Genomic DNA, 9364 nt, shown 5'->3' on the forward strand with positions numbered 1-9364 from the left:
GGAGATGACGCTCGTGCTCAGAACCACCGACCGCACCACGGAGCCGGCCCCCGCGCTGCCCGTCCTTCCTGCCGGCATCGACCCCCTGTTGCAACTCCAGTACGAGACCCGGCCGGTCGACGGCCCCGGCGCGACCCGCTGCGTCAGCCACCCACACGAACTGGCCCTCGGCGGCATCCCCGTGATGTGCTCGGCCTGCCGGGCCCGACGCGACTGGCTACTCATCAACCACGGCCGCAACGTCTGGATCCGCTGCCGGTGCAGTAACCAGTGGCTCGAACCCGGGATCAGCCGCGCCGACTTCGACGCCCTGATCGACAGTCCGGACGGGACGACCTACCCCAGCGTCGAGGAGGGCCTCGTCGCGCTCGGTTTCGACGGAGTCTTCGCCGGCATCTACCTGGCATAGGCGAGCAAGGGACCAAACGCCGAGGAGCGTCACCGACGAATCGGTGACGTTCCTCGGCGTTTCAGGTGTGGTCAGCCGCGCCGGGTGTTCTTCGGCAGCCCGCCCCGGAAGTCGCACCCGGGGCACTCGTCCTCACCCTGGATATGGCCCTCGTACCAACCGTGGACCGCCGCGTGCAGGATCGCCTCCTCCACGGAGGCTCCACCGCTGCGGACCGACTCGATGGCGTTGCCCACGATCAACCGGAGCACGGCGTTGTCGGGCGAAGGGAACGGCGGGGACGGCATCGGCGAATCGAACCTCATGGCCGCAGCCTACGGGCGACTACGGGTGCCGGTCAGTCAGACGGAGTGGTCTCGTGCTGGGAGGGGCCGTGCAGGTCGCTCCGGAATCCTCGGCCGACGGGACGCCAGCCCTGGAAGGTAGCGGGCTTCCAGGGAGGCCGGATCTCCCCCGCCGGTGAGGCCGCGGCGCGCTTCCGCCCGCGCACCGAGCCCGAGTCCCCCGAGGTCATCGCCGCGATCGAGGCGCACCTGCCCGTCTAAGGGCGTGCAGATCATTAACTCGTCGCTTTGATCTTGGTCTGGGTGGGATCGGGAGCGAGGAACGCCGCAACATCGGCTGGTGTGCGGAAGCGGGCCGTCGAGGCAGTGATGTGGTGGCCGTGTGCTTCGAGGAGTGGGCGGACTTCCTGTTTCGCGCGGCTGATGGTCATGGCGGTGACGCCGAAGAGTTGGCCCAGGAGGTCCATGGTGGCGAGTTTGCGCAGGTGGAGCACGGTGGCCAGGATCCTGTCGGCTGGGGTGAGCTTGGCTTTGGCTCCTGTGCCGGGGGCGACGAGACGCTCGTGACCGCGACGTGTGCGGAGTACGTGCTCGCGTTGAACCTCCAGCGAAGGAGTCAGTGCGTGGATGAGTTCACTGAGCCGTTGGCGGGTCATGCCGGTCAGCTCTGGGTCCTGCAGCGAACGCCGCGTGAGAAGCCGTTGTTGAACCGAGTGTGAGCTTTGAGTTCCTGCTGGTCAGGCATGGTTTCGGTCGGATTGAGGGATGGTCTCGACGTTCTGTTTCCGCTAGATCGTCGAGGGGTGCGCGGTGGCGTCGATGCTGGGGTTGCTGGAGGCACGGGAAACGGCCGCCCGCGAGCGGGTGGAGGGCCTGCGGGAGGCGGCGGCCCGTGCGGCTGCGGCGCTGGAGGCCGCCGAGATTGAGCTGGACCGGCGAGTGATCGCACGCGAAGAGCTCGTCGATGCCCTGGCCGCGTCTGCCGAAGAGACCACCGTCGCGGTGGAGACCGAAGGCAAGGAAGCGTCTGCTGCTGTGTCCGCGTCTGTGCCGGGATCGATCGTGCCGCCGTGGCGGGAGGGGCTGTCGGTGTCGGTGCTCTCGCTCGACAACCAGCGGATTTTGAACGTGCTCCAGGACCGACCGGACCGTGAGCCGGCACGGGCCAAGGACATCGCGGCGGCACTGGGCATGGATGACGCGGTCGCGGCGAAGGTCGAAGGGGTGCGGTCGAAGGCCAGGCGCCTTGGCGAGCGCGGGTGGTTGCTCCAGGAGGCGTCGGGGGCGTTCAGTGCCGGCCGTCGGCTCGTGGCCGGGCCAGGCGGCGGCTCATCCGCGTGATCATCGAGAACAGGATCATCGCCTCGCTGGTCGCGGTGAGCGTCTCGTAGTCCCGGCACAGACGGCGCGAATGCATCAGCCAGCTCAGTGTTCTCTCCACCACCCAGCGTCTCGGCAGCACCACGAACCCCTCCATGTCGTCGGTGCGCTTGACGACTTCGAGGGCGAAGGCGAGCTTCTGACGGCACCAGTGGACGAGTTGGCCGGAGTATCCGCCGTCGGCCCAGACAAGGCAGATGTCCCGGTGCAGGTTCCGCAACCGCTGCAGCAGGGGCACGGCCGCCTCGCGGTCGCCGACGTTCGCGGCGGTGACCGCGACGACCAGGAGCAGGCCGAGGCAGTCGGTCACGATGTGCCGCTTCCGCCCGTTGATCTGCTTGCCTCCGTCGTAGCCGCGTGAGCCGGCGGGTACCGTCGCGGCAGCCTTCACCGACTGCGCGTCGATGATCCCGGCCGTCGGTTCCGCCTCGCGGCCCTCGCGGATCCGGATCCGGTCACGCAGCCGGTCGTGGAACTCGGTGATCAGTCCGTGCTGCCGCCAACGGCGGAAGAAGGCGTAGACGCGGTCCCAGCCGGGGAAGTCCACGGGCATTGACCGCCAGGAGATCCCGCCCGCCACGAGATAGCGGATCGCATCCAACATCTGCCGGTGGCAGTACCCTTCGGGCTGCCCGCCCCGGCCCTCCAGCCATGCCGGTGTGGGCAACAGCGGCCGTACCACCGTCCACTCCTCGTCGCTCATGTCCGAGGGATACCGGCGCACCCGGTCCGGATGATCTGCCGCGTTGCCGTACACGTGCGCGAGGCAATCGCACGACACGACGGACGAGTTGAAGTCTGCGGGCGCGAGCGCGTACAACAACGACAACGGGGCCTCCATGGGCTGCTCGGTCAGGTTCGCACCACCGAGCTACCAAGAGGCCCCGCCTTCATGTCCGCACCACCGCAAGATCACCCGACCAGGAACCTTGTTCGACCTGCACGTTCCATGATCGGTACGACAACGGCTTCTGAGGCCAGGCCGCCTGCTCGCCGGGGCTTGGGCTGACGTGTTGTCGGTCGGCGCCGCCTCCATCGGATGCTGAGGGTGGAGGGTGTAGTTCCAGTCGCCGTGGAAGCGGTGCCTGGTGATCGGTAGGGCGGCGATTTCGTCGTCGCTGACCTGAATGCCGGTGGGGTAGGGATTGGTGTCGAGTTCGGCGTGCACGGTCAGGCCGGTTTTGGTGGTGGTCGCGGCGATGCTCTGGACGATGACTTCGTGGCTGGTCAGGGGCCTGCCTCGCCAGTTCATGGTGATGTGGGAGAACAGTCGGTGCTCGATTCTGTTCCACTTCGATGTGCCGGGAGGCAGGTGGCAGACGGTGACCGTCAGTCCTGACTCGGCTGCGAACCGGGCGAGCTCGGTCTTCCAGGTGCGGGTGCGATAGCCGTTGGAGCCGCCCGCATCGGCTGTGATCAGGAGACGGCCGGCCGTCGGGTAGGCGGTTCGTCCGGCGCCGTTCCACCAGCGGCGGATCGACTCGACGGCGAACGCAGCGGTGTCGTGGTCGGTGCCGACGTTGACCCAGCCGGTGTTCAGAGCGACGTCGTAGATTCCGTAGGGGACCGCTCGGCCCAGCATGGGGTCGGGAAAGTCGTGGGTGTCGACCCGCACCGGCTCGCCTCTCGGCTCCCATTCACGGCCGTTGTTCTTGAACGGACCGATCAGCTCCTTCTTCTTCGTGTCCACGCTGATCACCGGAGCCCCACCGTCCTGGTGGTCGCGGGCCCGCTCGTTGAGGTAGTGAAACTGTGCGTCCCGGTCAGGGTGTTGCTTGCCTTCGAGTGTCTTGGCGTTGCTCTGCAGACTGAAGCCCTCCTCCCGCAGAAGGTCGCCCACCGTGTCCGCGGAGATTCTGTGGCCCTGCTGGGTCAGCTGTCCGGCGAGCTTGCGGGTGGATTTGGTGGTCCAGCGCAGCGGCGACATGGGATCTCCGCGGACGTCGGGTTCGACCAGTGCGAGCAGTGCCTCCCGAAGAGCCGGGTTCCGGTCGACAACGCGTTTGCGGCCGGCTCCGGGTCGGCGGACCCGTCCCAACGGCGCCTGACCGGAGTCGAGTTCCCGCACACCGAGCGACACCGTGCCTTCACGGACACCAGCGGCACGGGCGACTGCTCGGATCCCGCCATGGCCAAGAGACTGGGCCTCCGCCCCTATCAACAGACGACGCTGCCGCTCGTCGAGATGCGGCAAGATCGCCTCGAACTTCGCCGCCAACACGTCCCGTTGTTCCTCCACCCCGTCCATATCAGCCCAACGAACCACCGAGCAGAAAGCAACGAGTTAATGATCTGCACGCCCTAAGTAGGGTCGGGGACTGGAAACGGAGCGGAAGCCACCGCGCCAGTCCCCGACCCTACTAAGCTTGTCGTTTAACGTCGCAGGTCACTCAACCTGCTGATCTGCGGTTCTTCCCCGGACAGTAAGGGCGGCCGTTCTTCACGCTTCGAGATGTCGAGTCACGAAGCACGCACGAGGAACGGCCGCTGCGTATGAGTTTCCCTGTAGTTGGGTCCGCAGGCGAGGCGTTGGGCGTCTTGTCCCGCTTTCGGGTTGAGTTCTACGACTGCCTGTACGCTCGCGCGGACGCGCTCTTCGAGCTGACGGACGCCGTGTTGTGCACGGACGGGCCGGTCAAGACGCTGGTGGAGTTGTCACTGGCGCCCGAGCACCGCCGTGGGCACGGCGCGCTGTACGCGGGCCTCGACCGGGGCTGGCTGGAGCCGGCCCGGCTTCGCCGGTCGCTGGCGGGGCTGCCGCTGCCGAAGGCGGCCGACGGGCGGATCGTCCTGGCCGTCGATGTCTCCCACTGGCTGCGCCCGGATGCTCCGACCAGCGATGAGCGGCTGTTCTGCCACGTCTACGGACGGGGCGACCGCAAGACGGACCAGTTCATTCCCGGTTGGCCCTACTCCTTCGTCGCCGCCCTGGAAACAGGCCGCACCTCGTGGGTGGCACTCCTGGACGCGGTGCGGCTGGGGCCGGCGGACGATGCGACGGCCTTGACCGCCGACCAGCTCCGTGAGGTCGTGGACCGGCTGCGTGGGGCGGGGCAGTGGAAGCCGGGCGACCCCGAGATCCTGATCGTGATGGACGCCGGTTACGACGTCGCCTACCTCTCCTACGCTCTGGCCGACCTGCCCGTCGTTCTGGTCGGGCGTCTGCGCTCGGACCGCGTCATGCTCCGCGACTCCGGTCCGATCCGCTCGGGACCGAAGGGCGGGCGGCCCCGTCGGCACGGGAGCGTGATGACCTTCGCCAAGCCCGATAGCTGGCACGAGCCCGAGGTCACCACCGCCACGGGCACCACCCGCTACGGCGAAGCTCGCGCGATGGCCTGGGACTGGATGCACCCCCGGCTCACCCACCGCGGCCCCTGGCTGGAGCACGCCGAGGAGGAACTTCCCATCCTGCACGGCACGTTGCTCCGCCTGGAGGTCGACCACCTGCCGGGAAACCGCACCCCGAAACCGGTCTGGCTGTGGTGCTCGGCCACCGCCGCCACCAGCGCGGACGTGGACCGGTGGTGGCAGGCGTTCCTCCGCAGATTCGATCTCGAGCACACCTTCCGGCTGATGAAACAGACCCTTGGCTGGACCACTCCGAAGATCCGCCACGCGGACACCGCCGACCTGTGGACCTGGCTGATCGTCGCCGCCCACACCCAGCTCCGCCTCACCCGCCCCCTCGCCGAGGACCTCCGTCGCCCCTGGGAGAAGCCCGCCAACCCGCGTCGCCTCACTCCCGCCCGAGTCCGGCGAGGGTTTCGCAACATCCGCGCGACTGCCCTCAGTCCAGCAGCCGCACCGAAACCCTCCCGGCCCGGACCCGGCCGCACCGCCGGGTCGAAGAACCGCAGGCCGGCACCCCGACATGAGCCCGGAAAGACCGTGAAACGCAGCGAAACCCTCACCGAACACCGAGGGGCAAAACAAGATGTTCGTTAAATTTCAAGCTAAGGGCTTGCAGGGAAACAACTTGCTGTCGAACACCCGGCTTTAGCTGCGGCGTCAAGGGCGACAACACGCAAGTTAATGATCTGCAAGCCCTAAGCCTCGTAGCGGGCGGTCAGGGCCTGCCAGGCGGCCAGCAGCTCCGTGCAGCGGTCAGCGGCCGCCGGGTCGGGCGAGCGGACGGACAGCCGGGAGCCGGACGCGACTGAGCAGTGGTATACGCCCGTGTCGGGGGCGAACCATGCACGCAGCAGCCAGCCTGACGGCGGCTTCGGAGGGCCGATGTGGTCGAAGACGAAGACGGGCTTCTCGAAGCGGTACGGGTGGGGCGGGCCGGATGCGGCGGACGGGGCAGCGGGAAGCGGTGCAGTGAGCAGGCCCGGTGTGGTGATCTCCGCGAGGTCACGGTCGGCGACCTGCCAGCGGGCCATGAGGGCCCGCCAGGTCAGGTAGGCGGGCGCGTCCGCGCGCGGTGCCAGATCCCGGTCCGCGTCGGGTACGGCGGTGGGCAGGGCAGCATCCGCGGTCGCCGGGTCCGCCCCGGCCGCCACCGTGGCGATCGCGTCCAGCAGTCCGGTGGCCCACGCCGCGTCGGCCGGTTCGCCCCGGTGCCGCAGCCGCAGCTCGGGGCCGTCCCAGGCGCCGGTCACCTCGGCGCTGGTCCCCTCGTGCCGCAAGACTTGGCCGCGCCGCCCGGCGCGCCATCCCCCGGGCGGGGAGTCCTCGCCCGTCAGTGCGCGGGAGACAGCGCGGGCCAGGTCGGCCGTGCCGAGCCCGGGGGCGACGGCATGCAGCCTGAGCAGGGCACCGGTGGGTCGGGTCATCGTGTCGGTCCTCGATGCTTCGGTGGCGGTCACAGGGTCAGGACGAAGGGGTCCGGGCTGCCCTGCGAGGTGAGCGCCGGAGTCGGCCGGTCTCTGCCGAGCAGCTGGTTCAGAGACATCGGGGGCCGGTCCCGGGTGACCACGGCAGCCACGGCCGCCGGGAGCGCGCCGCTTGCCGCGAGTGGTTCCGTATGGCCGTACCAGGCGTTCGAGGGCCCGTGGCCGACGATGCCGCGCAGCGACACCGTGTTGCCGGGGCCGAGGGCGAGATCGACGTCCTTCGCACCCCGGGTCAGCCCGAGGCCGGTCGCCTTGACCGCGGCCTCCAGCAGGGTCCATGCCGGGAGGAAGACCTCCGGTTCGGCGGTGACCGGCAGTGCGGGGTAGACGGTAGCGAGCGCGTCCAGGGCTGCGGGCATCGGCCGCAGCCATTCGATGTCCACGCCGATCGGGCCGGTGACGGCCGCCGCGAGGAGCAGCAGCCGTTCCGAGCGCGACCAGCTGATGTGCAGGTGTGGATGGTCCGGCAGATACGGTTTTCCGTCTGGCGTTTGAGCGACGCGCAGCTCCGCCGGGGGGACGGCGAGCCGTTCCCCCAGGAGCTCCCGCACCGCCAGCCGGGCCCGCAGGAAGCGGCGGGTGGTGGACGCGTAGGTGAACTCCGCCGCGCGCCTGCTCTCTTCCGGTGTCGCCCGGGCGTTGCGGCCCGGATGTGCGCCGGTGTTCGCGTACCGTGCCGGTGACCACGCGTGCTCGTCCAGATCCACCAGCCATGCGTCCATGTGTGTTCTCCTCCTTTCGGTGCTGTAAGGGGCCGGGGTGGCCACTACAGACTGAAGACCTGGGTGGCGCTGAGCGACGGATCCCCGGGCCGTACGTGCAGCTCGCCCCGGTCCGGCAGCATCACCACGGCCGCGACGGTCCGTTCGGCGCGGATGTCGCCCCGGTTCGGTACGCAGATCGGCGGCAGCGCCAGCAGCCCGAAATGCGCCTCGGCGCCCGAGCCCGGGGGCAGCGCGGCGAGTCCAGCGCCGGCCGCCTTCAGCCTGCGGACCGAGGAGTTGCGGGCGAAGATGTTGATCTCGTCGCCCGCGACGAAGTCGGGGTGCAGGAAGTGGTTGGCGTGCACGGCCTCCGGGCCCTCCACGACGCGGAGTTCGTCGCCGAGGACCTCGACGTAGACGACGCGCTCGCGGTCGCACAGGACGAGCGTGCGGGAGCTGGCCAGCGGCAGCCCGCGAAGGATCTCCAGGGCCTCGGTGACGCTGCCCGCCGAGTCCAGCAGGTGCCGGATGGCGAGGTACGGCGGCACGCCGGGGCGCCAGTCGCCGCCCAGCACCAGATTGAGGCCGATCGCGAGGCCGTCGCTGTTGAGGCCTAGGTAGCCGAGCAACCCGCCGAAGCTCAGTACGAGCGAGCGCCGCCCGGGCCTGTCGGACCGCTCCACCTTCAGCACGCTCAGGTAGTCGTCCAGATCACCGTTGAGGTCGATGGTCTGGGCGAGGACCGGACCGCCCGCGCCGGTGCGGGCATACGTCGTGCAGTCGCCCATGGTGGGCACCTTGCGGTAGCCCATGATCTCCCGGCGCAACTGCAGCAGCCAGGCCTCGTGCTCCTCGATCCCGGCCCCAGCCGCGAGGCCGGAGACCTCGTCGGCTAGGGCGGGGACCGCCGCCGTGACCGCCGCCCGGTAGGCGGCGATCGACGGCAGCAGACCGGCCAGCGACACGGGCTCCTGCATGACCTTGTTCAGTCGGCAGAGCGAGTCGTCGAGGAAGGTACGCAGCGGACTGGCGAGGGCCTCACCGTGGGCGCGTCCCAAGGCGAACGGGTCACCCGACGCGTGGATGAGGGGTATCTCCCCGCCCCTGGTCATCCGGCGGCGCTCAGCACCGCGACGTCCTGCGGCTCCTGCGGGGTGACCTTCGGCTTCGTGGCGAGCTCCCCCTCCACTCGGGGCCATTCGGCGCGCAGGACGCTGTAGAAGATGGCGTCACGGCGGCGGCCACCCGGCATGAAGTTGAAGCTGCGCAGGGTGCCTTCCTCGACAGCGCCGATGTTGCGCAGACCGCGGCGGGCCTGGATGTTGAGGATGTCCGTCTTGAACTCGACGCGCTCGGCTTCGAGGACGTCGAACGCGTGGCGCAGCAGCAGGTACTTGGCCCAGCGGTTGATGCCCTTGCCGCGGAAGTCGCGACCCAGCCAGGACCAGCCGATCTCCAGGCGCTTGTCGGCCTCGGCCATGTTGCCGAAGCTCATGCTGCCCGCGACGCGGCCCGAGGCCTTGTCGACGATAACGTAGACCGCGCGGCGGCCGGCCGCGTGGTCGGAGAGGCAGGCGTCGAAGAAGGTGGCGTAGTCGACGTCGTCGGTGACCGCGGAGACGAAGTAGCGCCAGATGTCGGGGTCCATGGCGACGGCGCGCACGGCCTCGCGGTCCGCTTCGGCGACCGGCCGCAGCAGGACGTGCTCGTTCTCCAGGACCACTGCCGCATTCTGGAACCAGGACATGA

10 protein-coding genes and 2 pseudogenes are annotated in these 9364 nt (G+C 69.3%); 4 read left to right on the top strand and 8 right to left on the bottom strand.

Annotation, left to right across the window (positions count from 1 at the left end):
• Positions 1–4 precede the first annotated feature (4 nt).
• On the top strand, positions 5–409 hold the full coding sequence (locus BN1555_RS26570) for a hypothetical protein (RefSeq protein ID WP_093801725.1): 405 nt from the start codon (positions 5–7) through the stop codon (positions 407–409).
• A gap of 71 nt (positions 410–480) precedes the next feature.
• On the opposite strand, the gene BN1555_RS26575 is transcribed toward BN1555_RS26570, so the two are convergent.
• Entirely contained in the window at positions 481–714 is a 234-nt protein-coding gene (locus tag BN1555_RS26575; protein ID WP_093801726.1) for a hypothetical protein, read from the bottom strand.
• A gap of 141 nt (positions 715–855) precedes the next feature.
• Between BN1555_RS26575 and BN1555_RS40630 the strand changes: the two are divergent.
• Positions 856–954 (top strand): annotated as a pseudogene (locus BN1555_RS40630) (glutathione peroxidase); the annotation flags it as partial.
• Positions 955–968: 14 nt separating this feature from the next.
• On the opposite strand, the gene BN1555_RS26590 reads toward BN1555_RS40630, so the two are convergent.
• Positions 969–1349, bottom strand: coding sequence for a transposase family protein (locus BN1555_RS26590; protein WP_093801727.1), 381 nt, complete (start codon positions 1347–1349; stop codon positions 969–971).
• A 163-nt stretch (positions 1350–1512) separates the two neighbouring features.
• Between BN1555_RS26590 and BN1555_RS26595 the strand changes: the two genes are divergently transcribed.
• Entirely contained in the window at positions 1513–2034 is a 522-nt protein-coding gene (locus BN1555_RS26595; RefSeq protein ID WP_093803669.1) for a hypothetical protein, read from the top strand.
• Here the strand turns inward: BN1555_RS26595 and BN1555_RS26600 are convergent.
• Together BN1555_RS26600 and BN1555_RS26605 are read right to left on the bottom strand one after the other, a co-directional pair.
• Positions 1982–2776, bottom strand: coding sequence for an IS5 family transposase (locus tag BN1555_RS26600; RefSeq protein WP_093803667.1), 795 nt, complete (start codon positions 2774–2776; stop codon positions 1982–1984). The genes BN1555_RS26595 and BN1555_RS26600 overlap by 53 nt on opposite strands.
• A gap of 342 nt (positions 2777–3118) precedes the next feature.
• Positions 3119–4321: pseudogene (locus BN1555_RS26605) on the bottom strand (ISAzo13 family transposase); the annotation flags it as partial.
• 245 nt (positions 4322–4566) lie between these two features.
• Here BN1555_RS26605 and BN1555_RS26610 point away from each other — a divergent pair.
• On the top strand, positions 4567–6021 hold the full coding sequence (locus BN1555_RS26610) for an NF041680 family putative transposase (RefSeq protein ID WP_093801728.1): 1455 nt from the start codon (positions 4567–4569) through the stop codon (positions 6019–6021).
• A 101-nt stretch (positions 6022–6122) separates the two neighbouring features.
• Here BN1555_RS26610 and BN1555_RS26615 read toward each other — a convergent pair whose 3' ends face one another.
• Genes BN1555_RS26615 through BN1555_RS26630 form a run of 4 tightly spaced genes read right to left on the bottom strand, consistent with a single transcriptional unit; the run spans position 6123 to position 9362 of the window.
• Positions 6123–6851 (bottom strand): hypothetical protein, encoded by a 729-nt coding sequence (locus BN1555_RS26615; protein WP_093801729.1) that lies wholly within the window; start codon positions 6849–6851, stop codon positions 6123–6125.
• Positions 6852–6880: 29 nt separating this feature from the next.
• Entirely contained in the window at positions 6881–7633 is a 753-nt protein-coding gene (locus tag BN1555_RS26620; protein WP_093801730.1) for a 4'-phosphopantetheinyl transferase family protein, read from the bottom strand.
• A 44-nt stretch (positions 7634–7677) separates the two neighbouring features.
• Complete coding sequence (locus BN1555_RS26625; RefSeq protein WP_093801731.1) at positions 7678–8727, bottom strand: C45 family autoproteolytic acyltransferase/hydrolase; 1050 nt, start codon at positions 8725–8727, stop codon at positions 7678–7680.
• Positions 8724–9362: a GNAT family N-acetyltransferase gene (locus BN1555_RS26630; RefSeq protein WP_093801732.1), complete on the bottom strand. Its 639-nt coding sequence runs from the start codon at positions 9360–9362 to the stop codon at positions 8724–8726. Before BN1555_RS26630 ends, BN1555_RS26625 begins: the two co-directional genes overlap by 4 nt.
• Between the last annotated feature and the right edge of the window lie 2 nt (positions 9363–9364).

Source organism: Streptomyces sp. Wb2n-11 (assembly GCF_001049855.1).
Taxonomy (GTDB): Bacteria; Actinomycetota; Actinomycetes; order Streptomycetales; family Streptomycetaceae; genus Streptomyces; species Streptomyces altiplanensis.